This is a genomic window from Dyella acidisoli, assembly GCF_030160295.1.
Lineage (GTDB): Bacteria > Pseudomonadota > Gammaproteobacteria > Xanthomonadales > Rhodanobacteraceae > Dyella_B > Dyella_B acidisoli.
Genome location: NZ_BSOB01000001.1, coordinates 1 through 25,316, shown reverse-complemented (window position 1 = coordinate 25,316; position 25,316 = coordinate 1). Strand labels below are relative to the sequence as shown.

General features: G+C 57.4%; 19 protein-coding genes. 3 read left to right on the top strand and 16 right to left on the bottom strand.

Annotated elements, in window-relative coordinates; all coding sequences use genetic code 11:
• Window positions 1-3: 3 nt before the first annotated feature.
• Both QQJ86_RS00095 and QQJ86_RS00090 read left to right on the top strand, forming a co-directional pair.
• Complete coding sequence (locus QQJ86_RS00095; protein WP_284318849.1) at window positions 4-1,575, top strand: efflux transporter outer membrane subunit; 1,572 nt, start codon at window positions 4-6, stop codon at window positions 1,573-1,575.
• A gap of 23 nt (window positions 1,576-1,598) precedes the next feature.
• Window positions 1,599-2,183 (top strand): MarR family winged helix-turn-helix transcriptional regulator, encoded by a 585-nt coding sequence (locus QQJ86_RS00090; protein WP_284318848.1) that lies wholly within the window; start codon window positions 1,599-1,601, stop codon window positions 2,181-2,183.
• 60 nt (window positions 2,184-2,243) lie between these two features.
• Here QQJ86_RS00090 and QQJ86_RS00085 read toward each other — a convergent pair whose 3' ends face one another.
• The 16 genes from QQJ86_RS00085 to QQJ86_RS00010 form a co-directional block, all read right to left on the bottom strand.
• Complete coding sequence (locus QQJ86_RS00085; protein WP_284318847.1) at window positions 2,244-2,687, bottom strand: hypothetical protein; 444 nt, start codon at window positions 2,685-2,687, stop codon at window positions 2,244-2,246.
• A 260-nt stretch (window positions 2,688-2,947) separates the two neighbouring features.
• Complete coding sequence (locus QQJ86_RS00080; protein ID WP_284318846.1) at window positions 2,948-3,502, bottom strand: hypothetical protein; 555 nt, start codon at window positions 3,500-3,502, stop codon at window positions 2,948-2,950.
• A gap of 149 nt (window positions 3,503-3,651) precedes the next feature.
• On the bottom strand, window positions 3,652-5,607 hold the full coding sequence (locus QQJ86_RS00075) for an alpha/beta hydrolase family protein (protein ID WP_284318845.1): 1,956 nt from the start codon (window positions 5,605-5,607) through the stop codon (window positions 3,652-3,654).
• Between the two features lie 523 nt (window positions 5,608-6,130).
• Window positions 6,131-6,541 (bottom strand): hypothetical protein, encoded by a 411-nt coding sequence (locus QQJ86_RS00070; protein WP_284318844.1) that lies wholly within the window; start codon window positions 6,539-6,541, stop codon window positions 6,131-6,133.
• 132 nt (window positions 6,542-6,673) lie between these two features.
• Entirely contained in the window at window positions 6,674-8,527 is a 1,854-nt protein-coding gene (locus QQJ86_RS00065) for a hypothetical protein (protein WP_284318843.1), read from the bottom strand.
• Between the two features lie 303 nt (window positions 8,528-8,830).
• Window positions 8,831-11,893, bottom strand: a complete 3,063-nt coding sequence (locus QQJ86_RS00060) for a sensor histidine kinase (protein WP_284318842.1) — start codon at window positions 11,891-11,893, stop codon at window positions 8,831-8,833.
• Window positions 11,894-12,281: 388 nt separating this feature from the next.
• Window positions 12,282-13,571 (bottom strand): CaiB/BaiF CoA transferase family protein, encoded by a 1,290-nt coding sequence (locus tag QQJ86_RS00055; RefSeq protein WP_284318841.1) that lies wholly within the window; start codon window positions 13,569-13,571, stop codon window positions 12,282-12,284.
• Window positions 13,546-14,367, bottom strand: a complete 822-nt coding sequence (locus QQJ86_RS00050; protein ID WP_284318840.1) for an enoyl-CoA hydratase-related protein — start codon at window positions 14,365-14,367, stop codon at window positions 13,546-13,548. The genes QQJ86_RS00055 and QQJ86_RS00050 overlap by 26 nt, the downstream gene beginning before the upstream one ends.
• Window positions 14,364-15,155 carry an enoyl-CoA hydratase-related protein gene (locus tag QQJ86_RS00045; protein ID WP_284318839.1) on the bottom strand — a complete coding sequence of 264 codons (792 nt, stop codon included), beginning with the start codon at window positions 15,153-15,155 and terminating at the stop codon, window positions 14,364-14,366. Before QQJ86_RS00045 ends, QQJ86_RS00050 begins: the two co-directional genes overlap by 4 nt.
• 42 nt (window positions 15,156-15,197) lie before the next feature.
• The gene (locus QQJ86_RS00040; protein ID WP_284318838.1) at window positions 15,198-16,421 is read right to left on the bottom strand and encodes an acyl-CoA dehydrogenase family protein; all 1,224 of its coding nucleotides are present in this window, start codon (window positions 16,419-16,421) and stop codon (window positions 15,198-15,200) included.
• A gap of 77 nt (window positions 16,422-16,498) precedes the next feature.
• Window positions 16,499-17,476: a 3-hydroxyacyl-CoA dehydrogenase NAD-binding domain-containing protein gene (locus QQJ86_RS00035; protein ID WP_284318837.1), complete on the bottom strand. Its 978-nt coding sequence runs from the start codon at window positions 17,474-17,476 to the stop codon at window positions 16,499-16,501.
• Between the two features lies 1 nt (window position 17,477).
• Window positions 17,478-18,407 carry a DUF5050 domain-containing protein gene (locus QQJ86_RS00030; protein WP_284318836.1) on the bottom strand — a complete coding sequence of 310 codons (930 nt, stop codon included), beginning with the start codon at window positions 18,405-18,407 and terminating at the stop codon, window positions 17,478-17,480.
• Between the two features lie 157 nt (window positions 18,408-18,564).
• Window positions 18,565-19,248: a YoaK family protein gene (locus QQJ86_RS00025; protein ID WP_284318835.1), complete on the bottom strand. Its 684-nt coding sequence runs from the start codon at window positions 19,246-19,248 to the stop codon at window positions 18,565-18,567.
• Window positions 19,249-19,455: 207 nt separating this feature from the next.
• Window positions 19,456-19,968 (bottom strand): alginate export family protein, encoded by a 513-nt coding sequence (locus tag QQJ86_RS00020; RefSeq protein WP_284318834.1) that lies wholly within the window; start codon window positions 19,966-19,968, stop codon window positions 19,456-19,458.
• 164 nt (window positions 19,969-20,132) lie between these two features.
• On the bottom strand, window positions 20,133-20,549 hold the full coding sequence (locus tag QQJ86_RS00015; protein ID WP_284318833.1) for a tautomerase family protein: 417 nt from the start codon (window positions 20,547-20,549) through the stop codon (window positions 20,133-20,135).
• 13 nt (window positions 20,550-20,562) lie between these two features.
• Window positions 20,563-21,810: an MFS transporter gene (locus QQJ86_RS00010; protein ID WP_284318832.1), complete on the bottom strand. Its 1,248-nt coding sequence runs from the start codon at window positions 21,808-21,810 to the stop codon at window positions 20,563-20,565.
• A 157-nt stretch (window positions 21,811-21,967) separates the two neighbouring features.
• Between QQJ86_RS00010 and QQJ86_RS00005 the strand changes: the two genes are divergently transcribed.
• A complete protein-coding gene (locus QQJ86_RS00005) occupies window positions 21,968-25,063 on the top strand; it encodes a sensor histidine kinase (protein WP_284318831.1) in 3,096 nt (1,031 codons plus the stop codon).
• Window positions 25,064-25,316 lie beyond the last annotated feature (253 nt).

The following is a 25,316-nucleotide window of genomic DNA, read 5'->3' as shown; positions in this document are numbered from 1 at the left end:
GCTATGAACATCATCAAGCTGCAAATTGTGGTCGCTGCCGCACTGCTGGCGGGATGCACGGTAGGCCCGAATTTCACACGGCCCGATGCCAAGTTGCCCACTGCCTGGTGCGCGGCTGAGTGCCAGGCAAAGCAAACCGTTCCAACCCAGACGACGCCCGCGCCGATCAACACCGCATGGTGGACATCGTTCAATGATCCTGAACTGGTCAAGCTGGAAGAGCGCGTAGCCGATGCCAACCTGGATCTCAAGGTGGCATCGCTCCGGCTCGCCGAAAGCCGTGCCGAGCGCTCGATCACGGCTGCCGATCAGTACCCCACGATCAATGGCAACGCGAGTGCGGTACGTGAGCGCGCCAGTGCGAATGGTGTGATGAGTATTGCCGGTGCAATCGCTCAACCGACCAACGCAGCGAGTGCGGCCAATGGAACCGGCAGTGGCGTCGTCACATTGCCATCGGGTGGCAAGGGGTCGTCAGGCCCCGCCCCTTTTAATCTCTTCCAAGCGGGCTTCGATGCATCGTGGGAGCTCGATCTGTGGGGCAAGGTTCGCCGAGAGATTGAAGCCGCCGATGCATCGGTGGACGCGCAGGCGGATGCGCGCCGCGACCTTCTGATGTCCACCATGGCCGAAGTTGCACGCGATTACATCCAACTGCGCGGCATTCAAACCGATTACACCATTACGCTCGACAATCTCAACGCAGCCAAGGATGCAGAACGCGTCACCCGCGAGCGCAGTGCAAACGGCCTTTCCAGCGAGCTGGATGTGGCGGAGGCCGCTTCGCAGGTGTCGGCCGAAAACGCGATCCTGCCCCAGCTCGCGCAGCAAGAGGACGAAACCATCAACCGCTTGAGCTTCCTGCTGGGACAAGCTCCCGGGGCACTACGCACCGAACTCGAAGAAAGCAAACCCGTACCGCCAACCCCGCCGATGGTGCCCGTTGGCCTTCCTTCGGATCTGGCACGCCGCCGTCCGGACATTCGCGAGGCAGAGGCTAGCCTGCATCAGGCGACAGCAGAAATCGGTGTAGCCAAAGCCGATTTCTATCCGAGCATCACGCTCTCGGGCAGCGCCGGTCTTCAGGCATTGCAATTCAGCCAGCTCGGTAATTGGGGATCGCGACAGTTTTCCATCGGCCCATCGATCAGCCTGCCCATCTTCGAAGGTGGCCGACTGAAGGCGACGTTGAATCTCCGCAAGGAACAGCAGCAAGAAGCCGCCGTGAATTACCAGCGCGTGGTGCTGTCTGCGTGGCATGAGATCGACAATGCGCTGACCCAGTATTCATCGCAGCAGTTGCGTCACGATCAGCTGGCCGCAGAAGTGCAGGACAACCAGCGCGCCCTTCGTCTTGCGCAAGCTCAATACACCGCCGGCACGGGATCATTCTTGCAGGTGCTCGATGCAGAACGTCGCCTGCTGTCGGCACAGCAGGATCTCACCGACAACACCACGCAGATCTCCACCACCCTTGTTTCTTTGTACAAGGCGCTGGGCGGCGGTTGGGAATCGACCTATCCGGAAGCCGCCACCGCCAAGGTTGCAACAGCCGCTCAAGCACCGCGTTCCTAGATCGTCTGCAGGAGTACCGATTCGTGAACAAACACGTTGACCAGTCGGATAAAAGAGAGATGAGCGCGGCTTCAACGGGAGACGAAGCCATCGACATGACGGACGTCGACGCGCTCTACAAGATGGCGGAGGTCAGTCGCGTTCTGAGGAGCGCGACCTCCACCATCGAGAAATTCGTACACCTGGCCTCAGGAACGAATGACCTGACACTCATGCACTGCCTCGTTCTAGTTCACCTGTCGAGGAAAGCCAGCTGCAAACAGCTAGACCTGAAATCCGCCACGGGCATCGCCCCAACACATTTGACGAAGTTGGTGGACGAACTCACCCACCGCGGCTTTGTTCGCCGCCATCGTTCTTCATGGGACCGTCGGCAAATCATCCTGGCGCTGACCGCGCCAGGACGAGAAACCGCATTGCGTCTGCTGACTTCATTGCACGAGCTCACCCATAAAACGCAGCTCAATGCCATCGAAGAGCTTGGTTCCTCACTGAAACGTTTTGTCTCTACCACTGCGAACGACGAATGGCTCGATCGAGGGAGTGCGCATACCAATGAAGTTGATCAACTTGACCGAGGCGATATGATCGTTAAGCCGATAAATTGATCAGGTGCTGATGTCTGCTTCCGGTTGTGGAAGCGGACATCACGCTTCTATTAACGCAGTTCACGGCCCCACTAAATCAGCCAACTTCTTATGGTCCACAAACTTGGACATCGTTGCCATGTCTTTCATCACATTGGGATCCATGAATATCTCTTTTCCGGCCTCTTGACCTAGCGCCTGAAAAGCCTGATTGAAGGCGAAGCTTCCTTCATTCTTATAAGCAGCTTTTGCCTCATCTCTACAGGTCACGGTCATCAACCTCATAAACAGTTCCGCCATTCTCGCGTTAGCTGCCTCTACCTTGTCATCCGGAACATTAGCCATCGACGCAATGGCCGGATGCTTTGACATGGCTGCGAACATCCACTGCACCAAGACCACATGATCATCCATGGTGCTCTTTCCAACTAAGCAGGCCGAAAGCGCGTCCGAATAGGAACCTGCCTGTGCTGCATTGGATAGCAGCAACAAGCCCGCCGCGAGCAACGTCGTCTTGAACTTCATAATGTCCCCTGTTGGTTTAAGGCGGAATGCCCCGGCATTCCGTGTCTGGAATATACCTTCGCTTCCTTTGCGGCTTCAGTCGGTCAATGCAACACAACTATGTCCCGCACAAGCCGAGGAAGTGTTGCCCATGGTCGCCGTTCCCCGTGAGCACTACAAGACGGTTAAAAGACATTGATGGCGGCATTGCTGTAGTGTCCAGCTACGATGCACGTGACGTGAACCGCGCTCCGAACCCGACGTGGTCAGCCATTGTCGCTTCATGCATAGCTCCTCGCCAACTCCTCGAGAAATTCACGCCCTGACGAATGGGCCAGCGACAAGCCACGCTCACTCTTGTCCGCCAATAGAAGCTCAAGAGCCGCCACATCAAAGAAATAATCTGTGGCGAAGTATGGGTCACCGCTTTCGTTGAGTGCCACGTGCCAATCAACATGGGCGTCCAAAGCTACGATCCCAAGGTCGACCGGTTGCCACTGGTAGACAGCCAAGCGACCAGCAGCATCCACCCACAACATGCCCCCATGATCACCTTCGCCCCGCATGCGCTGAATCATTCCCTCGACTAGTGTCTGCCAATCATCAGCCACCTCAAGCCAACCCAGGAAGGCATGCGTATAGGTTGAAAACACCGCAACCCTTGTACCTGGACCGAGGCATGGCGTCACCAATTCACGAATGGCTTCCGTCAGTTCGGGATGGCCTAATCCAGAAGCAAAGAAGAGATGCGATCGAAAGCGCTTCGTAAAGACATAGCTGGGTAGGCCAACGCCCTCCATGATCATCTCGGAGCATTCTTTGACATTGCTCTGCATACGTATGACCTTTCGATGGTCTCTATTTCGTCCAATCCGGTGCCCGTTTTGATTTGCGGAAACGAGCATCCAACCAACCATCATTTAGCTCGCCGCTTGAATCTTCGGCGTCCCAGCCGAAGATCTACAGAAAGAATCGTTTCAAACCGTTAGTTCACCTGCACGCCAGGCCCGATGTTTTTTTCGAGAAAGCTCTGCACATGGTTGTACATATCCACGAGATTCTCTTCCTTGTAGAAGCCGTGTCCTTCCTTTGGCTTGGTCAGCCATTCGTACGGCTTGTGCGCGGCCTCCAATGCAGCGCGCATCGCCTTGGCCTGTGCAAAGGGGGCACGCTCGTCTGCCTCACCGTGAATCAGTAGCACGGGCACGTCGATCTTGTCGGCAAGCTTGTCGGGGGAATTGGCCGCAAGTTCGGATTGATCTTTACCAATGGCTTGCTCCAGGTAATTTCTTCCGGTCTCCCGATCCTTGATGTCACCCTTGTCGTACATCATGGAAAGATCGTAGATGCCGGCCTCGCCGATCGCGCATTTGAACAGGCCGGGCGCGCGGATCACCGTCATCATCGCCGAATAGCCGCCAAAGCTGCCGCCGTAAACGCAGACACGCTTGGGATCGCCGTAGTGTTGCGCTTCGGCCCACTTCACGCCGTCGATCAGGTCCTGCTGAATGCGCGTTCCCCATTTGCCGTATCCGGCGTCGACGAACCCCGGACCGCGACCGCCTGATCCGCGGTAGTTAACCTGCAAAACCAGATATCCGCGGCTTGCGAGAAACTGCGCATAGGTGTCGAAAAACCAGGTATCGCGGATCTCGAATGGGCCACCGTGCGGCATCAGCACCATGGGCAGATTGCTCATGGTGGCGCCGCGCGGCACTGTAAGAATCGCTTCCAGCAGCATGCCGTCACTAGCAGTGAAATGCATGGGCACACGCGAACTCATCTTGTCAGGATCGATGCTCGCGGCCTCCGAGAATAATTTCCCTACCTTCCTGGCTTTCATGTCGAACAGGTAATACGTGCCAGGCTCGCGATCGCTGCTGACTTTGAAAATCAGTATGGTTCCGTCTTCGCTGAAGCTGGAAAAACTGACGAACTCATTTGGAAATTTGCTGAGCAGTACTTGATAGATCTGAGACAGCGACTGGTCGCCGTTGATTACCATCGACTTTGGAATACCGGTGGCCGGCGCAGCGGCGATGGGCTCGTTTTGCGGCGTCCATTGCACATGGCCGATGCTGCCAAAGTCGTCCTTGGCTAGCAGCTGCGTTTGGGTGCCGTCCGCGTTCGTTTGCACCAGCGAAAACGGGCCGCCTTTGACACTAGTGCGCGCATACAGATGTTGCTTGTCTTGCGAGAAGGCGATGGGTTCGAAGTCATTACTGCGTCCGTCGTTGGCAAGCTTCACCCATTGACCGTTCTGCATGCGATAGACGACGTAGTTATTGTTTATGTCCCGGCCTTGCGCGTAGCGCACGTTGCCGTCCGGATCCAAGGTGAAGTCCATGTCGCTGACATTGATCTGGCCGATCAGGTGGCGCACACCGTTGCTGGCGTCTACGTCGTACAGCCAGGTGTTCTTCTCGTCATTCCACATGTACGTTTGCATGTAGAAGTGACCGTTGGCTTTCGCTGGCCGGCCCGCGATGGTGGCATAACCGTAGTCGGCGGCGCGCTCCGAACCGCCACGCCCGGCCTGGTTCCATTCGCGATTGAACATAGCCTGGACCCGCGTACCGTCCGCGTTGGCGGCGGTGATTTCGCCCAGTCGCTCCGGGCGATCGAGCGAGCCCCAAAATTTAGCCAGTTCGACCACGATGCGGTCAGGCCCCACCCACTGGATGTCGTATGCGAGCTGGCTCCAGGGCAGCCTCAGACTTTTCGGATGGCCCATGTCGTCGAGATGGTAAATCAGCACGGCATGGTCTTCCCCCTGCTCAACGGCTACCGCCAAATACTTGCCGTCGGGCGAAAGCCTGGGCAACGAAAAACCACCTCGACGCGCGAAAGCTTCCACCGGCACTTGATTGCCGGCTGCGGCAACGACAGGCATCAACAAACACAGCGCGGCCGCCAAGCCGCGCGCACGTCCATTCCTCATGTTTTAGTCCCCTGTTTGCACACGATACGCCATACGGCTCGGCCAACCTGCTCCCCGGGGGCCGCCCGCGTGGAACCAGTTTAGCTAAACAGTCGGAGGCTGACGGTGTCAAGAATCGGAACACCCCACCTCCGCGACACACGGAGGCGGGAATCCATACGCGTATTGACTAAGGTGGCAAAATGGTGACCCCATTCTTGCGCAAATCTTCTATCAGAAGACCCAAAACATCTCATCAGGGATCAGTCACTAACCCATTCAATCAGCCAACCACTCTCCTGAAAGTAACCTTCCAGATCCACTTCGTTTTTCACCCAATTATCAAATCCATGTTTGAGCTCCGTGCCCTCCCCTGTGAGGATTAAAAACCCCCTGCATTTTCCTTATCAGATATTACTTTGACGAATTTATCCCGATCTTCGCCAGCAAGAATTCTGCCCAATGTTCCGATAGGTATGCTTGTCACGTAGTGCACCTATTTGTCTATTAAAGGGAGGCGAAACGGCAACGTTATCGTTAACGCTTACAAGGTTAGATGTTGTCGAAGATCCTTGCAGCGCGCCTCCAAACCCACGAGGGCGAGTCTGTCTCGGCCCACGAACAAATAGTGGTGTGCATCGCGGGACCATTTGTGGACGTCGGCAAACTCCTCGCCAAATGCGCGAGCGCGCGCAAGGTTGTTGGTTTGCCAGATTTTTAGATTCGGGTGGACAACCCAAAACGGATGGTGCTCATCCCAGCGATGACCAGCCAGCGTCCCGTCACGATGCAATGCAATCAGTGCCTCGACCGACTCCCGTTTCGCCATCCCGTCACGCAAGCGCCCCTCGACCAGAAGAGGGTCCAGTATGTCCACGATGAAATCACGGAAGTGCCGAGCGCGGGCTTTGTCTTCATCCGAGGGCGGCGTACCGGTGGCGATAGGTGTGGTCATAAGTGGCCTGCATGATCTATCTGGAGGCACTATAGAGTTGTATTGGGTCAGAGAAACAGGGGGCTCGCGCTTTTTAAAAAAGGGCGTGGTGGAACACTCCCATCACGCCCTTTGCCTGGTCTTGCCGATGCCTCAGAATCCGATAGCCGAGATACGCGTGGCCCAGTTGCCTAGAGCAGCACGCGTACCGCCGCATTGAAACAGCGGAGCAGTCAAGTATTCGGTCAGGGTGCACGTTTGCGCGATGTACTCGGACGCAATCCAGATCGTGTTGCCGTCAACCGAAGCCGCACCATAGTCGCCCCAGCGCGGGCCACTGCCGAAGAAGGGAATGCCGGTAAAGCCGTCCCAGGGACCTGCACCCGCCATGGCGATATGCACCGCACCAGCACCTATCTTTGCATCCAGGCTAGCGTAGCCAGCGCTTGGATAGTCGTTGGGGCCAACCACGGTGAACGCGATGACGCCGCGCCCACTTTGCATGACGGCCGCCGCACCATAGGTCAGATTCGCATCCGGCAAAGCCAACGTGTCGTTGACATAGATGCCGCCGGAGTTCGGATTGATGACGAAATAGTTGATGCCCGAACCATGGCTGCCGTCACCCAGCAGGACGTCGGTATCCAGCGTGCCCCAGAGCTTGCCGTTGGCGTAGCTCACCTGCTGCATGCGCGAGTCATTCACCGCCAAGGCGCGCGGCCCGGGGTAGACGATATTCGGATAGCCGAGATACGTCGGCGCGCAACCGGTCAATGCAAAGCAGTCGAGCAACGGCGTGCTGCCCGGCTTCTGCTGAGCCAAACTGGTCGGCACGGCATATTGCTGCACGGTCAGCGGCGAGACGTTCAACGTCACGCTCCCAGGCATGGTATCGATAGCGTGCGTATTCGACACCGACCATTGCCAGATGGTGTTCGATGTACCCGAGTTGTAGAACACGGCATCCGAACTGAGAAGGTATTCGGTTCCACCATGTGCACCGACATATTCCCCACCCGACGAAATAGCCGGCCATACCGTAAACCCGATCACCGGAATGCTCGGATCGCCCGTGTTGTACAGCACCACATTCGCTGATGCAGCGCCCGACGCCAGCGCCTGCTTGGAGATGACGTAGATCTGAGCGCCATAAAAGCCTGGACCGAACAACGAGAACTCGTTAGTGGTCAGGAAGATCGCATGCGCGTCAGCGCCGATGTGGGGATAGTCACCCAGACAGAAGCCAAGCGCACAGCCGTGATCCGGCGTGCCCTGTGTGCCGTTGTTCTGCACTGGCAAGCGGTAGATGTTCCAGGCACCGGTAGGATCGGAGGTCTGACTGACCGCGAGATCCAGGTGATTCGTGCCGGCCAGGAATGGCGAACTGCCAATACGATCGAGCGTCAACGCGACCTGGAACCAACGCTGCGTGGCTGCATCGTAGTAACAAGAGGGGTCGGTGATTTCAGGACCGTACGCGCCAGTGCTGCGATTGATCGCCGCAGCGTAGCCGTAGAAGGTGTTGAGATCGACAGGTCCGACAAGTTTGTTGCCGTGGCTGTCATAGATCGCCAATACGTCGTTGACGCTTTCCATCACGAATCCGTTACCGGAACACAGCCCTTGATCGGGCGGCTCCACCGAAAACTGATTACCGCCATTGGCGTAACGCTGGTCGTGGAAGTTAAGGCCATCGAGACCACCAAGGAGTTCCGGGCTCGACTTGGCGCGCGTGGCATTCCCCATCCTGTTGCTGCCGGCGTGCCCATGAGCAATGGAGCGATTCACCACCGTGTTCCATCCAAGGCCGAGGCCATTGCCCGAATCGGTGTCACCGCCAGTCATTGCCGGATCCAATTCCAGACTTGTCAACGGTGCGCCTCCAAGGGGTGTGGTCGTTGGTACCGTGGTGCCTCCTCGTTGCAACGTGAGCGTGGTTGGAGTCGCCCCGAAAGCGCAGGTAGCGAACGCCATCACCGCCACGGCGATGAGCCATCGAGTCTTCATATCATCGGTCTCCTGTCGTTACGTTAGGTGACCGCGCCCCCTGGAACGCTGCTGTCGATCGCGCCGATGAGCGTTCGCGCAAGTACGCATATTTGAGATATGCGCACAGCCACGATACGCGCTTTTGCAAGAAATTGCGCCCTCGTTTACAAGACGGGCGCATCACTCAAAAAAGACAGGTAAATCCTGTGTTTACTGGCAAAATGGCCAACGCACAGCCAGCGAAATGAGAGGTAATTGCACGACGCACGTAGAGGCTGAATCGCTGGTCGCATTCCGCGGGTGCACGCGGAAGGGAAAAGATTAGTCAGCCGTGTCGCGCGTAGACCAGAAAAAACGACTCGCCTTTGGGGACATTGCATAAGCGAAGCGCCCAGGAATGCGCAGCGTAACGAGGGTTCCTTTGTCTGGTTGCGACTCGATGGAGAGTTTCGCCGATATCTGTCTCGCGCGTTCTCGCATACCAACCAAACCCCAGTGCCCCGGCTTTTCGCCCGTATCCAGAATAGCCGCATCGATGCCTTTGCCATTGTCTTGTACCTCCAACAACAGCGCATCGGAGCGATAATCCAAACGAACGCTCAGTAGATTTCCGCCGGAATGTTTATAGGCATTGATCATGGCTTCTTTCAGGATGAAGGAAGCCTCTTCAAAAATCTCTTTCTTTAGGCGCCGTTCGCGCCCCTTCACCGACACGTTCAATGTCATCCGCACGCGGTTTGCGTGTTCCGTGGAAAAAGCGGATAGAACCTCAGTGAGATTGCCGGATTCTTCAGAGCGCAATCGGGCGACTTGATCCCTGCCCTCCACAATCACTTCGCGCGCTTGATCCAGGGTTTGATTAAGGTATTTCCGCTCGGCGGCATCTTCCGGAAGCCGGTCTACGCCGGCCTGCATTTTCAGCAGCAGCGCTGGAAAGCTCTGCAGCAACGTGTCGTGCAAATCGCGCGCGATCCGCTCCCTCTCTGCATGCCGTGTTTCCAGGCGAACGCGCAGTCGACGTTTGACCTGGCGCACACGAAATGCAATAGCCTGCCAAAGAGCGAGAGCAGCAAGGCATACGCAGAGCACTTTGAACCAGAACGTCTGATAAAACGCGGGCGTTATGCGGAACTCGAAGTGGGCGCCCGCGTTGTTCCAGATGCCATTTTCATTGGCCCCGATGACATCGAAACGGTAGTGTCCTGGCCCAAGATTCGAGTAGACGATCTCTCGCTGCAAGCCAACATCACGCCAATCGTTGTCCATACCGCGCATGCGAATTTTTGCCGGCACGCGCTCCGGCATGGTCAGGCTCAACACGGAAAAGGTGATGCGAAGATTCTTGGTATGCGCGGGCAATACGAGCCCGTCTTGTGGCGTGTAGGTTTTACCATCCGCTTCAATAGCATCGATAGCTACTTGAGGCGGCAGAGGATTGGAGATCAATTGTGCGGGATCGCACCAAACGACACCGTTACTGGTCGCGAACCAGATTCTTCCATCGGCACTCCGGATGGCCGAAGGAAGCGGCTCTTCCAATGCCGGCGAGCCAGGCAATCCATCCAGCGTATCGAACTTGCGGAAATGCATCGGATACGACGGATTCATTTCAACTTGATGCACCTCGTTTGCAGGAAGCTGAAAAACACTTTCCAGCGTATGAACCCACAAATCGCCCTGCGTCGAAAACACCAATCCGGTAACGTTTTTGAACGAACCACCGTCAGCCAGGCCCACCATGTTCAAACGGTGCCCATCCGAGTAACCCAGGCCATCGCTGCCGCCTATCCATACATGGCGCCCGTTCTGCTGAAGGGCTTTCGCATCACCGATCATCACGCCTTGCTGAGGTCCCAGCGTGGTGACGTTGTCGCCATCAGCGATAACGATTCGATTTTCCCTGAAACCCAGCCAGATCCGCCCATCGGCATCGGTCAACGCAGTGCGTGGCGTGCCGCTGATGGATGATTTCTTCCACTGGCCATCCGACCACGTAAACAGCCCCTTGGTTGGACCCGAGCCACTGATCGATACCCACAACGTGCCGTGCAGATCCTTGGTCATCGCCATGACCATGTTCCCATCACCCGACTTGGGGACGGTTGTCAGATGCTCAGCACCTGCATCGCTCATCTTCCAGATGCCGCTGGACCCGCCGATATAAACCCCACCCTCCCGATCCCGATATGCCGCGAGCGTGAAAGGCGCGATGTCGAACGTTTTGATCTGCGAGCCCTTGAGCTCCATGACCGGCTTTGAGGAGCTTCCTGTCCAGATCGCTCCATCCGCTCCGGCAGCCAATGCGAAGTCATGCGTGCCTGGCGGGAAAGGTGCCGGCGTGAAATTACTCCGGCTGAATCGATCCACGCCAGCACCGGTACCGACCCAGGTGTTTCCTTCTCGATCGATCAACAGTGGCCACGCATAGTCGCCGCTGAGTCCGTTGGAACTGTTGAACAGCTCAATACTTGCGCTCAGCGCGGACAGATCCATTTGCTGACCAATAGCATTGGACTCGACATGGCGTACGCCATCGCCCAATCCGTTGATCCACAGTCCACCTTGAGGATCGAACTTGATTTGCCCCACGCTGGTCGTTGCTATGTGTCCGGGCGCCCTTACCGGCATGACGGCATGAGTTGTCCAGCGCTCGATGGCTCCGCGCAAATGCGCAACCCAAATGCTGCCGTCGGAAGCCGGTACGATGTCGCTTACGTACCCCTCTTGTTCCAAGGGCACAAATTGCTTGGCATTCGCGGCGCGGTAAAACAGCCCCGTGCCCGTACCCACCCAAAATGCGCCATCGCGTGCGATATACAAGAAAGTCGCGTAACGACCCTTGAGCCCCAGATCGCCGCCCATGCTTTCCCAACGCTCGCCGACGCGTGTGTAGAGATATCCAAGACCATAAAGCCAAATCGCGCCGCGATTATCTTCAGCAAACCCTTCGATAATGCCGTGCTTGGGGAGCCCGGCTTTTGCACCGTAATGGGCGACATGGCCGTCTTTGAGAAAACCTATTTCACCTGATTCGTAACTGATCCACAGGCCGCCATCCTTGCTGGCATACAGGTCGTAGACGGAGCTCTCCGGTGGCAACGCTCCCTGCACTCCCTCGAAGCGCTTGAAGTGCACACCGTCAAACCGGTACAGACCATGGTCCGTGCCAATCCACAAGTAGCCGTCCGACGTTTGCGCTAAGGAGGACACCCCTGTGGGTGCGCCATTTTTTCCGGTCCATGCCTGGTGCTGATAACGATCAAGTGTCCATGGACGCGGATCGGCAAGGACCTGGCGTGACAGCAAAAGGGTGACGACGACCAGCAGCAACCCGCAGAACGCTCGGACCCTATTCCGCGCATGGAACACCACGAAATAGACCATTCCAACCTCTTCCCGCACAAAATGACCAAGGGACGCAATGCTTATAAGTAGGCATAGTGTGTCTGCATGCTACGGCAATGTGGGAGGCTGGTGTTTTATTTTGTGATAAGCAGCTGTCAGGGCAGGCAATGGCCCCTTCAATTTTTTCGCATGTCGCCCAATTGCGGAATTTTCTCGTTTAATTTCAGCAATACCGATTCGTCGCCCCGGCGAAGGCCGGGGCCTAGTGACGTTGAGGGGCATCCAAGTCGCTGGGTCCCGGCTTTCGCCGGGACGACGAACATTTAGGCTTTTCGGCAAGCCTGCGAATATCTTCCTGTACAGCGATGAGCGGAAGCCGTGATGACGAGCCAAATGCGACCCTCGCCGCCCCAAGAATGTCGCAACGCTAAACCACACGCTCCTTTGCTTTCGGAATCGCACCGCCCTCACGCAAACCATCAATGTCGTCCGCACTGAATCCAAGCTGCCGCAGGATCTCCTCATTGTGCTCGCCAATATGTGGGGCACGCTTTGCAGAAACCTTGGCGACGCCATGTATTTGAAGCGGACTGCTGATGGTGGACGTCAGTTTGCCACCCGCGCCCTCGAGCGGAACGACGATGTCGTTGGCGCGCAGCTGCGGATCATCGATGACCTCTTGCGGATTGCGCACCGCACCGAACGTCACATGGACGCCACTGAACACCTTGTACCAATACTCCATCGGCTGCGCGCCGAAAACCTCGTCCAGGATGGCGGTGAGCTGCGGCCTGTTTATCATCAGCTTCGCCGGGTCGGAGAATCTCGGATCGGTGAGGAGATCAGGGCGGCCGATCGCTTTTGCCACGGCTTCCAACTTGTCGGAAGTGACGACGAGAACGAACCATGTGTCATCGGCGGCGCGATAGACGTTCATCACCGCATTCGCAGGACTCTTGCGGTCGTGCAATCCAAAGAACTTCGCGTCACACAGTGCAGCCTGGATCGAAACGCTTGCAGACCAGACACCCTCCGCAAGTAGCGAAGTCGTGACACGTCCGCCCTCGCCCGTACGCTCGCGACGATACAGTGCGGTAACAATCGCGGAATAAAGCCCGACTGCGGTTGCATTGTCACCGCTGCCCGCCACCGGCCAGGTGGGTGGCGCGCCGGCGTCGCGTGTCATCGACAGCAAACCGCTGCGAGCCCAGTACGCGGTGATGTCAAAGCCCGGGAGATCTGCATCAGGCCCCTTCTCGCCGAATCCTGTAATGTCGGCATAGATCAGGCGCGGGTTCCATCCCACCACATCTTCATATTCAAGCTTGAGTCGCGCGCGTGCCGGGTGCGGCGTATTGACGATCAGAACGTCGGCCCATTTGACGAGCTTTTCGATCACCTGCCGGGCGCCTGGCGATTTCAGGTCGAGCGCCATGCCGCGCTTGTTGCGGTTGGCCAAATGCCAGGGGTATGCATCCTCGGCGACCGGTTGTGGCGGCATGTTGTTCGCGTGTCGCCACAGGTCGCCACTCGGCGGCTCCACCTTGATCACGTCGGCACCGAAGTCGGACAGGATCACCGCGGCACTGGGGCCCGCGATGAAGCTCGCCAGATCCACCACTTTCAGCCCGGAAAAAATATTGTCGCTTGCCATGTCTGTCTCTTCTGAATCGTTGTGTGCGGTGGTTGCTTCATCGCCCATGGAATTGAGGCGCACGTTTCTCCAGAAAGGCAGAGGTGCCTTCCTGCTTGTCTTCGGTGGCAGCGCAAATACCGAAGTAGGCCGCTTCCAGCGCAAGGCCTTCGCTTTGGCTGATGTCCAGCCCCTTGTTCACGGCATCCAGGGAGAACTTCACGGCGATCGGTGCGTTGGCCGCGACTTGCTTGAGGATGGTCTCGGCGCGTTCAATAAGGCTGGCTGCAGCAACAACTTCGTTGACGAGGCCGATGCGGTAGGCCTCCTGCGCGGAAATCGTTTCGCCGGTGAGGATGAGCTGTAGCGCGCGCCCTTTTCCTACCAGACGCGGCAAACGTTGCGTTCCGCCACCACCGGGCAGCAAACCCAATTTCACTTCGGGCTGCCCAAATTTGGCGCTTTCCGCAGCGATCCGCATCGTGCAGGCCATGGCCGTCTCGCAGCCGCCACCCAACGCAAAGCCGTTGATTGCCGCGATCACGGGCTTGCCTAGATTTTCGATGAGATCCAGCACGCGCTGCCCGAGGCGGCTCGATTCCTCCGCCTCGTAAGCGCCAAGATGCGCGAGTTCGCTGATGTCGGCGCCCGCGATGAAAGCCTTGTCGCCCGCGCCGGTGAGGATCACGCCGCGCACGGAAGCATCTGCTTTCGCAGCTTCGAATGCAGTCTGCAAATCAGTCCAGGTCGCGGTATTTAGCGCGTTGAGCACCTTGGGCCGATTAACCGTCACCTGGGCGATCGAACCCCTTTTCTCGTACACAACATTCTCGAGCTTCAGCCCCGTCGCTGAAGAAGGTTCGAGTGTCGAAGCAATCATTGTAAGGATCCTCCAGCTGCAGCCTTGGACTTTGTGAAGTCGGGCTTGCGCTTTTCCAGGAATGCCGTGATCGCTTCCTTGGCATCACCCGACTGCAAACGCGACGCGTATTCCTGGAACTCGAGTTCCGCAACGGCCGCCATTTGAGCGCTCAAGGTGCGCCTCATCAGTCGCTTGCTCGCGCACACCGCCCCGGCTGGCTGCCGTGTCAGTTTGTGTGCTGTGTCCAGCGCCGTTGCCATGAGGTCTGCTTCCGCCACGACGCGAGTGACGAACCCCAGCTCCGCGGCGCGGCGTGCATCGAACGGCTGTGCCAGTAGAACCAACTCCGCTGCGGCGAGATAGCCAATCTGTGCGGGAAGCCAATAACTCGTTCCCAGTTCCGGCACCAGGGCGAGATTCACGAAAGGCATCTGAAATCGCGTGTGTTCCGCGGCGTACACGAAGTCGAAGTGCGTGAGCATGGTCGTGCCCCCGCCGATGGCGACGCCATGCACCGCCGCGATAAGCGGCTTGTCGAACGCGATCAGCGCGGCGAGGAAGCGGCCCTGCGGGCTGTCGTCGCCCTTAAGCGGATGGTGGAGGAAATCCTCTAGGTCATTACCCGCGCAAAATGCATCGCCGACGCCGTGCAGAAGCACAACTTGCGTTTCGTCGTCCTTGGCAGCGGCATTGAGCAGCTCGGCTATGGTCGAGTACATGTTAAACGTCATCGCGTTCTTCTTTTCCGGTCGATTGAACTGGATTCGAAGTATGTTCTCGAGGCGTTCGGTCACGATCTCAGGCATTTTCATCTCCTCACATTTTCTGGCTGATCGCCGTGGCGCGCGTCAAACGAAAGCGCCGTAGCCGGTGATGGCTTTACCGACGATCAGGTTCTGCATCTGATACGTACCTTCATAGGAATAGAGGGCTTCGGCGTCAGCGAAGAAACGGCCGACGTCGTAGTCGGCAAGAATGCCGTTGCCACCCAGCAGCTCGCGTCCCCACGAAACGGTCTCACGCGATTTGGCCGTGCAAAACGCCTTTGCGAGTGCCGCCTGGTGATCGCTGAGTTTTCCCTCGTCATCGAGTTGCGCGAGCCGCAGCATCAAGCACTGGCACGCCGTCACATTGGCGAGCATCTTTGCAAGTATGTCCTGTACCATCTGGAACGAAGCGATCGGCTTGCCGAACTGCGATCGCTCCTGCGTGTATTTGAGCGTTGCCTCGAACGCACCCATCTGGATACCGGTGGAAGCCCAGCCCACCATGTACCGTGTCATCCGCAGCACGCGTGCTGTATCACGGAACGAGTTGCCGCCCTGCAGGCGGTTCGCCTCCGGCACACGCACGTCTGTCAAAGTGATCTGACCGTTCTGGACCACTTTCAGTGCGATCTTGTGCTCCATCTTCTCAACGCTGAAGCCCGGCGTAGTCTTGTTCTCGACAATGAAGCCTTTGACTTGATTGTCGGCTACGTCCCGCGCCCAGATGATCGAGATATCGCACCATGGCGAGTTGCCGATCCATCGCTTCTGACCGTTGAGAATCCAGTTGTCGCCGTCGCGCTTCGCCGTCGTGGTCAAGCCGCCGGCAGTTCCCGAACCGACCAGTGGCTCGGTCAACCCGAAACAACCAATTTTCTCCCAACGCGCCATAGCCGGCAGCCATTTCCGTTTCTGCTCTTCCGATCCGTCGAGATAAATCGAGCCCATCGCCAAGCCGCTGTGTACGCCGAAGAACGTGCACATCGATGCGTCGGTACGCGCAATTTCCATCGCGACGTAACCAAACAACTTCTGGCTTCCGCCTGCGCAGCCATAGCCTTCATAGCCAAGCCCGCCGATGCCAAGTTCCTTGAACGACGGCAGCAGTTCGAACGGAAACGCATCATCCGACCAATACTTGTTGATGATCGGTCGGACCTTGGTTTCCATGTACGTCCGCACTTTTTTGACGACGGCCCTCTCCTCTTCAGTGAGAAGCTCGACCAGCAGATAGAAATCGCCGTTCGGTACAGGTATGGGCTTCGGTCCGTCGACCTTGCTTGCTGCGGTTGCTGCTGCGGACATTGGGAACTCCGATTTCTTCGGCTCGAAAGCCGGAAAAGATGAAAATATGTGATCGATCCAGACGGGCGCGCCCAGCCTCAAGCGACCGGCGCTGCCGATTTGACTTGGCTCGATTTCTCAACTTTGTTGCGCAGCTCAAGCAGTCCGAGCAGTACCTCATCGCGTTCCGACGCAAGTTCGTCGATGGAACGCGAACCGATCTCGGCATGCAGGCCGTCGATCAGTTTCTTCTGGACGTCGGGAGTAAGTTCGGGAGACCCCAGCACCTTCCACCAGGCGGTCATGGGCCCGGTGAATTGCTGGAAGAAGTGCTCGATGCCACCTTGGCCACCACCAAGATGATTGAGCAGCACTTGGCCCATGATGCCCCAGCGCAAACCAGGTCCCCAGCACAATGCGGTGTCGACATCGGCGACGCTGACGACGCCATCGGCAACAAGGTGATAGACCTCTCGCGCCAACGCGGCTTGCAAACGGTTCGCCACATGCCCCGGCACTTCCTTGTTCAAGCGGACAGTTCGCTTGCCCAGGCTCGTATAAAACTCTGCTACGCGGTCGATCGTATCCTTCGACGTCTTTGCTCCGCCGACAATCTCGACCAAAGGAACCAGGTGAGGCGGATTGAATGGATGCGCGATAACGCAGCGCTCGGGATGCTTTTCGCAGGCGGATTGAATTTCGCTCATCGTCAAGCCCGATGAGCTTGAGGCAATGATGACGCTGGGATGCAACAACTCGTCAAGCTGACGATAGAGCGTCTTCTTGAACTCGATGCGCTCGGGTCCGTTTTCCTGCACCAGATCGGCGTCTTTGATGGCGTCTGCAAGGTTCGCCGTGAACGACACTCTGTTCTGAGAAGCATCCGGCGCGAGGCCAAGCCGCTGCAACGCAGGCCAAGCCGCTGCAATAAAACGCTTCAGTGCCGCTTCGGCGTCCGGCGCAACGTCTGTCGCCACCACGTCCAGCCCCTTTGCAAGGAAAAGTGCGGCCCAGCTGGCGCCAATCACTCCCGTGCCGATAATCGCAACCCGGCGGATGGGCTTGCTATGAGACATGTCACTTCTCCTTCGGGATTTCGGCGTAGGCGATGCCGGTCAGGTTGCCCTGTGCATAGAGGAAATTTTTCTCTTCCGATCCATCGAGACGCGCCGAATAGACCGAGCCGGCAAGATCGGTCACGAACATGCGATCACCAGCTACGTCCAAGGCGATGCCGATGCCTTCCATCAGATGCGTTATCACGATCTCCGGCTCGGCCGGCTTGTTGTCGATGGACGCGCGATTGACCGTGTTGCCGTGCGGAGGGTCGCCGCGGTCGGTCCAGTAGAGGACGCGGTGCTTGTCGTCGAGCTCAAGATCGATCGGCTCCGGCAGGCCATCGAAGAAGATCTCAATGTCGGATCTGGCTGCAGCCGTTTCGCCGGCGGGAATTTCGACATTGGCGCGTAAGATGCGGCCGAGCCCGGCTTTGTCCGGACCTTTTTGCGACCAGTAGATATGCCCGCGTTCCGCATCGATCGTCAGGCCGACGCACCACTTTGTCTTATCCTTGCTATCGGCTTCGCCGCGCCCTACTTCGATGAGCGTCTCCAGCTTCGATCCGTCCAGATTGCAGCGCATGACGCGCGTGCCCTCTCGATCGCACCAATATAGCTTGCCGTTTCGCTTATCGAGAATGATCTGCTTCGGCGTGTGAGTGTCTCCCTGCGCGACGATCATCGTGCGATTTCGGCCGTCGATGTCGGCACGCTCGATCGATCCGTCGTTGAGGTTGGGAACGCCCATGTTGGTCCAGTAGATGTGACCTGCATCAACATCGACGACGATGCCGTCGGGCATACGGCAATCCGTTACGATGGTTTTACGATCGGACCCATCCGTATTCATGACGTGAATGCGCCCGGCATTAATCTCGAGCACAAAGAGGCGGGGGACGGTGGATTTGGCGCCAGCGCTGTGCTGGCTTTCTTTGACGACTTCGGACATGCGGTACCTGCTTGAAGGTCTGACACAACATCGATGGGAGTTGTGTCGTTACCATGCCGCGAATGCCGATTAACGTATTGGACGAAACTGTCGTCCTGATATGGATTGTGCTTCTACTCGATGCAGTCAAACCAAAACCGCGTCGGTGATATCTCGGTCATGATTTGGTTTTTGCTTCGTTGTGTACGTAAGCCAGGGCAGCGGAGAGAGGCAGCAACGCGAAGCATTTCACGCTGACGACGGCAAACAGCAGCGCACCGCATCCACATCCGAATGCGAACACGGCAACGTTTGCACTGAACCGGGCAAGACGGGAATTGACCGTCGCTGCCTGCTCTTCGCTTAAACCGCCATGCCACTTGTCCGCCAGGTCCAGCATGATCTGCGTGGTGGTTCCCGTCATAAGCGTCGACGGCGGCGCGTAGGAAAGATGGACACGATGCACCGCGTTCTGGAGCGCCATGGCGGTAACGAAGATCATGCCGACGACGACCGTCCCAATATTGTCGGCATCAGGGAACGGACCAAGTGCCCATGCCAGCCATGCGCCCACAATCAGTAGCACCAACTCCACAAGGAATAGTGTTCGCAAGACAGGCTTGCCAAGCTTCTCCAGCCTGTAGTGCAGCAAGCGCACGCAGATGACAACCAAAGAAAACACGGGAATCGCCAAAATCTTCGGCAGCGTTCCGCTCGACCTGTACACGATCGCAGCGCCCAGCGTCACGAAGTTGCCAGTTACATGCGCTGTGAAGAGGCCGTGCAGCGCCAGAAAGCCGGCTGTATCGATATAGCCGGCATTGAAGCTGAGCAGCGTTGGAAGCTTTGGCATTTTCAACATGGTGCTATTCCTCATGTTCTTCAATTCATTCTGCTCGCCATACTTCTAAGTTCGTCGTCCCGGCGAAGGCCGGGACCTAGCGACTTGGATGTCCGTCAACGTCACTGGCCCCCGGCCTTCGCCGGGGCGACGAATCGGTTTTGTTGAAATGAAACGCGAAAATTCAGCGATTGCGCGATTTGAAAGATCACAGCGAGCTTGCATAAATCACCACCCCCAGTGAAGTTCAAGCTCAAAGAAGTCAGAGTCATGCCCGCCTACATGCCTGAGCGCCTCGGCAACCCAGTACCGATCGAATTCAGCATCGAACGACAGGCTGCGCGAAACGGCCCAAGTCGCCTTAAGCTGTGCATAGGTACTGCTTCGCTTCCCGCCCTCGCCCGCCGTACCAGGCACGGCAATATCCGGTTGCGCGTATATAGCGTCGTGCGTCGTCTGACGCCACAGCAAACCGATCGCAGCGATCAGCTTTAATTTCTGCAACGGATTGAGCGTAATGGACGGCTTGGCGTGGATAAAATTCGTATAGCCCGTATAACCGGACAATGTCACGTAGTAGCCATTCGGGAAAAGCGGATTGAAGGTGCCTACGTGGTGATCGGCCAGATTGCGGTCGCCGGATGCTTCATCCCATTGCAACCCGAAGCGTGGCGTCAACGGCAAGCCGGAAAAGGTGTATCCGCCTAGCGACCCAAAAGCGGGGGGACGTCGGAAGCCCATGAGTCCGATTTGAGTGTCGCCAGCGAGGTGTCACAAGCGCGCGTGAAGGAAGCCTTGAAGGTCGGGGCTGAAACGTACGAAGGCGAGTTGGAGATGGATTTTCTAGAGAAGCTCTCCCCGACGATATAACCCCGCGACTGAAGATCGGGACTACGCTTGCCTTATTACTCTGCAACGTCAGGCATGATTTGCCCCATTTCCATGGCCTGGCTGGGGGAAACCTCCTGTATCCCTATGACGATCTGATCGTCAGGGGCACCGGTTGCCGTCTGAAACATGTTCCACAACTGAATCAGCATCCCTTTCTTGTATTCGGCTGATCTTCCAGATCGAATCAGCAGCGTAAGCGCCGCCGTAGCCGCAGGTTCGCCGGCGGTGAAGCCATCACCCGGCTGGAAGTCTTGAAATACGACGTGTACCCAATTTTGCGGCACACCGGCGTATTCGGAGTGAAAGGTCGTCAGTTGTTTTGCCAGGCTAGCCTTGGCCGTCTGGTCGAGCGTTCCTTTCTGCGTAACCAGCGTATAGAGAGGCATACGTTTTTCGACCTTGTGATGTTTTTGCTCGTTATCCCTACGCACGCAGGGATGACAGCTAGGAAGTACGCTTCCCCGTTTCGCGCAACGCAAACGACACCAGCAAAGCCAGTGCGATAACGCCCACCCAAAATAAGCCCGACTTAAAGAAATGCAGCTCGGGGCTGATCATGGATGAACCGATCGTCTTTCCAATATGTTTGGAAAAAACGGGGCCAAGCAAGGCCGTAACGCTAAAGGTAATGAAGTTGATCGCACCGGTTGCGCTGCCTTTCACGTTGTCCGGATTGACTTCCTTGATAATCGTGTAAGGAATCATCGCGGCGCCCGACGCGATGCCGAATACCAGCAGCGTGACCCAACTCGGCAGAGCGCCCGGGAGAAACGTCAGCTGTAAGGCACACACAAGCATCGCGCTTACACCTATAAGAAGCGCGAGCTTTCTACGATGAAGCGCATCGGCCAACCATCCGAAGAGTGGGCATCCGAAAACCCAACCGAATGGCACCATCGAGATGGCGAAAACGGCGTCGTGATAGCTGAATAGCCGGTCTTCCTGAAACAGGCGAACGCCCCACACCATGTCACCAATCGTCGTAGGCGCGAACAGAAGACCCGAGACAATGCCGCATATGTATGACTGCGGATTGCTGAGCACGACTTTATAAGGCTCTAGGAAGCTGCGTTTTTCGCCGGCCACGGCCGCATGCGCTTCGCGCGGCGTCACCAGCAGCAAGCCCACTGCCACCAGCAACACCACGACACCCAATCCCATCCAGAATTGGCCGATACCCACAACACCATGAATGAGCGGCCCTACGGCAATCTGCCCCATGGTGCCGCCCAACATGCCGAAGCACTGTGTGAACCCGATCGCCGTCGCCAGCTTCTTGGCGGAGAACCCGTGCGATGCAAGATACACCGCGCCGGTGAATGCAAACGCCGAACCCGCACCTTGCAGGAGGCGCCCGATATTTCCCATCGAAGCCTGGGGAACGGCGAAAAGCACGCATCCGGCGGCAAGCAGCGCCATGCCGGAAGGCACAACGTAGCGAGCGCCAAAACGATCAAGCAGGATGCCGGCCACCAGGCTGGTGGTGGAATACGTGTAGTAGTACGTACCCAGGATGGCGCTCACACCGAGCGCGGTAACCCCAAACGCCTGCGCCAGCTCGGGGATCATCACGGCGGGCGCCGAGCGCGACGCATATTCCAGGAAGTAGAAGACGGCAGCGAATCCCCACGCTATGGCGTATGCGGTTTCCGCCTTTCGCGGTGCGTGAATAACGGCGGCTGGGACGTTCATGGTAGGCACCCTGGTTATCTGCCGACTCGTTTCCCACTCTATCCAGCACCCCGCTATCGCTCGTCCCCCAAACGGGTAGTTGTGCGTCTCAAGCGGTAGCAGTTTTTTCCAATTTCAAGCATGGTTGTCCAAGCGAATCGGGCATCTTCCACGAGTCATGGTTGTCCAAGCGAACATGCATGCCGTAGGCAGAACGGCCCCTCTGCCGGTCGGGCGAAGAGTCGGCAACCAGCTCCGATACCTGCGTTCGGCGTTCGCGTGCCTTCTTCTGGCAGCGCTTTGTTTTCCACCAGCGGCCAAGCCGGCCGAGCCGCCGCACGCCATCGTTCCGCTATCGTCGCAAACACCTTATCGATTGCAGCTGAGCCAGCTGCAGCATCACGCCTATCCAACCCGGGATGGCGCCCCCTCGCACACCTCGGCGATCGTCCAAACACCTGACGGCTTTTTGTGGTTTGCAAGCCAGAACGGCCTGTACCGGTTTGACGGGGTGCACTTTGACAAGAGCGTGACCCGCCTGCTGCCTTCCACGAATATTTTTTCTCTTTATGCGGAGCCGAATGGCGATCTGTGGATGGGCTACACATTCGGTGGCATCAGTGTGCTGCATGACGGAAAGCTATCGAACATTCCTGCGTCAGATCTGCCCGGCGGTAGCGTCATAGGTTTTGTGCGAACCGCTGATGGGACGCTCTGGATTGCAACGACACGTGGTGTTGCCAGGCAAAAAAACGATCACTGGGAAACGATAGGCCCTTCCCAGGGCTATCCCGGCCAGCACCCGCGATGGTTCGGAAAGGTCAACGGCGACATCTATCTGTTCGACAGCAAAACCGCTTACGTACTCGACCAGCAAAACCACCAGTTTCACATTGTCGACCTTTCGCAAGCCATGCACGATCTCATCGGGCTTCCACCTGGCATCGCGCTGAACAAGGACAATAATCCCTATTGGGCAAGCCTGCGCGATCCATCCGGTGCACTGTGGTTCACTCACGAAGATAAGGAAGGCATCACGCGCGTACGATGGAACGATGGAAGCGGTTCACCCTCTTCGGAGGAACACTTCGATCAGCGTGATGGATTGACGGGCCAATATGGTCTCGTCTACTTCATGGATCGCGAATCAAACGTTTGGGTAGGGACAGAAGATGGCGTCGATCGCTTCACGATCGGGAAATTCACGCCCTTCCACTTTCCGGGCAGCATGTCTAACCTAACCATCGCCGCTGATGCAAAGGGTGGTGTATGGGTAGGCAGCCTTCGGGAATATGGCCTGCACATCGAGGGCGATATCAAGGCCGATCAGAACCCTACCCGCATTGCCGGCTTCGCACTTGGCGCGGACTGTTCAATGGTGAGCCGTCGCGGCGTTGTCTGGATGCCGGGAAGAAATGATCTGGAAACCTACGACGGCTCGCACATCGCCCACATTCCTCCGCCACCCGGCACCGTAGCTGATGAGCACGGCGAGCAAGTCCTGCAGGGTTGCCAAGGTATCGCGGAAGACGCAGCGGGCGATGTGTGGGTATCCATCGTCAAAGTAGGCGTCTTCAAATTATCCAAGGGAAGCTGGACCCTCGACGGCGGCCTGAAGGCTTTGCCGGAAGGCCCGGCCATTCGCGTGCTTAGTGATGAATCCGGCCGCATCTGGCTGACTTATCCCGGCAGCCGCATCGCTGTTGTCGATCATGATCACGTCACGCTCTACGACATCCGCAATGGCTTGAACGTCGGGAACGTGCTTAGCCTTTATGTGCGCGGCACGCACGCCTGGGCCACTGGCGATAATGGCGTCGCTTACTTATCACCCTCAGGCGCATTCACGAGTCTGGTTGGTAAAAACGACAACACCTTCCGCGACATGTCGGGTGTCGTCGAAACACGAACCGGCGAGCTATGGCTCAATGGGCCTGATGGTGTCTATCGGATAGGCGCTGATGAGATCGCGAAATGGCTCAAGCAGCCAGGCTACCGACCCAGCTACGAACTCTTCACGCAAGCGGATGGCATCAACGGAGTGGCCATTCCCATTCGTCCCGGCCCGACCATGACCGAAAGCACGGATGGTCGAATCTGGGTGGTGACCAAGCAGAATCTTTCCTGGATCGACCCGTCGCATATCCGGCGCAACACGATTGCGCCAGACGTTACGATCAGCACGCTCACCGCGGCGAAATCCACCTGGCCGGCGCAATCCGTGCCGTCCATGCCGCCGACGACGCACGGCATTCACATCGCCTATACCGCACCCGCCATGTCCATGCCGGAACGTGTGCATTTCCGATATCGGCTCAAGGGAGTGGATAGCGACTGGCAGGACGACGGTGGTCGGCGCGAAGTCTTCTACGCCAACATGCAACCCGGCAATTACCGCTTTGAAGTTTCTGCACTCAACGAAGACGGCGTTGCCAGCCCGCAACCGGCGACGTTGAATTTCACGATCATGCCAGCCTTCTACCAGACACTTTGGTTTAAGGTATTGGTGGCTTGTGTTGTCGTGCTGGCCCTCTCGCTGATCTACCTGCTTCGGCTCCGGTTCCTCGAGCGGCGTTACCACCTGCTGATGGAAGAGCGGCTATCCGAGCGTGAGCGCATAGCACGCGATCTGCACGACACGCTGCTTCAAGGCATGCAAGGCATGCTGCTGCAAGTCGAAACGCTTTCCAACAGCCGCGAGTTGTCGGATGCCCAGCGGCTTCGAGTAACTCAAATTGAAGAAAAAATGCGTGGTGTCCTGATCGAAGGACGCGACGCGATCAGCGCGCTTCGGCAAGCAGAATCCGGTCATGCAGGCCTTATGGCAAAGCTGGAGGCCATTGGTAACGATGCGGCTATGCATTCGAACACACACTTCTCCATCCGTGTCGAAGGCGAGTCACGCCCGCTTCGCCCCGAAGTGTGCGAGGAAACCATCGCCATCGTGCGGGAAAGCGTCATCAACGCTTTCAAACATGCCGAGGCCGAATGGGTGCTCGTGTCCATCTACTACACCTCTGACGCCTTCATCGCGAATGTCACGGATAACGGCATCGGCATTAGCGAACAAAAGATCCAGGAGCAGCAACAAGACGGGCATTGGGGCGTAGCGGGCATGCGTGAACGCGCGGCGAAACTTGGTGGTCAGCTGGTCATCCGGAGTGCCAGTCCGCGAGGCACCACGGTTGAACTGAGCTTGTCCCGGCATGCGGCTTATGCTGTTCAGCCATCCATCAAACGTCGCTGGTTTCAGCGCTGGATGTTGGGTGGTTGATGCCGCCCCCCAACCTGCGCACTGCTATTCGGGAAAGTTTGCATTGCGTGCCTCTCTTCCGAAGGGGCCTGATTAGCATGGGGCCTCGGCTGGGCATGTCGTGGTGTTGGGGGATTGCCTGCGGCGCTTTCGGACCCTAAGGGGCCCGAGTCACTTTTCTTTGCTGGCCCCAGTACTGTCCGGTAAAAACACCCGTCACCATCGTTAACCGACTGATATTTCGTTAATAATCATCCGTTTCAGGGTGTCATCG